1 protein-coding gene is annotated in these 734 nt (G+C 75.2%); it reads right to left on the bottom strand.

Annotated elements, in window-relative coordinates:
• The coding region (bcsQ, locus tag G3N64_RS39245; RefSeq protein ID WP_205788915.1) for a cellulose biosynthesis protein BcsQ at nt 1-673 on the bottom strand (673 nt) is incomplete at its 3' end.
• Nucleotides 674-734 lie beyond the last annotated feature (61 nt).

Raw genomic sequence — 734 nt, 5'->3', positions numbered from 1 at the left:
CGAAGATCCAGCTGCCGCGCGCGAGCGCTTCGGGCACGGCCGCATCGACATGGATCCGCTGCTCGAGTATCGTCGCCGGCCCCGCGACCGCGCGCAGCATCGCGAGCGCGTCGCGCTGCATGTCGCGCGCCGGATTCAGCCGGTTCACGACGATCTGCAGGTCGCCGCCGCCGGCCCGGAGCGCAGCGAGCCGCGCGGCCGTCGTCGCGCAGGCGGTCGGCTCGGGCGGCACGACGACGAGCGTCAGGTCCGCGCGGCGGATCGCCTGCTCGGCCTGCGCCGACGGATACCGTGCGGTGTCGATCAGCACGACGCCGTCGGCCGGCAGCGCAATGTCGTCGAGCGCGCGCGACAGCCACGCGGGATCGGCCGTGAGCCGCGCATCGCATGCGGCAGCGCCGGCCGCGTCGACGTGCCCGTACGGCACGAACAGCACGCCGTCGGCGCTGCGCCACGTATGCGCATGCCACGGTTCGGCGCCGCCGAGCACGCTCTGCGCGAGGCCGTGCTCGGCCAGCGAGTCGAGGCCGAGTGTCGCGCCCATCAGGTTCTGCGCATCGAATTCGACGGCGACGACCGGCCGGCCGCGGCGCGCCAGCAGCACCGCGAGCGCGGCCGTGAGTGTCGTGCGGCCCGCGCCGCCGGTCGTCGACGTGATGGCGATCGTCTTCATCGGGCCGCCTCGCCGCCACGCTCGCTGCGCTCCGCATCGGGCAGCAGCCGCCCGCGCAGCA

The organism is Burkholderia sp. Ac-20344, from assembly GCF_017104975.1.
Classification (GTDB): domain Bacteria; phylum Pseudomonadota; class Gammaproteobacteria; order Burkholderiales; family Burkholderiaceae; genus Burkholderia.
This window is presented reverse-complemented; position numbering and strand designations above follow the sequence as displayed.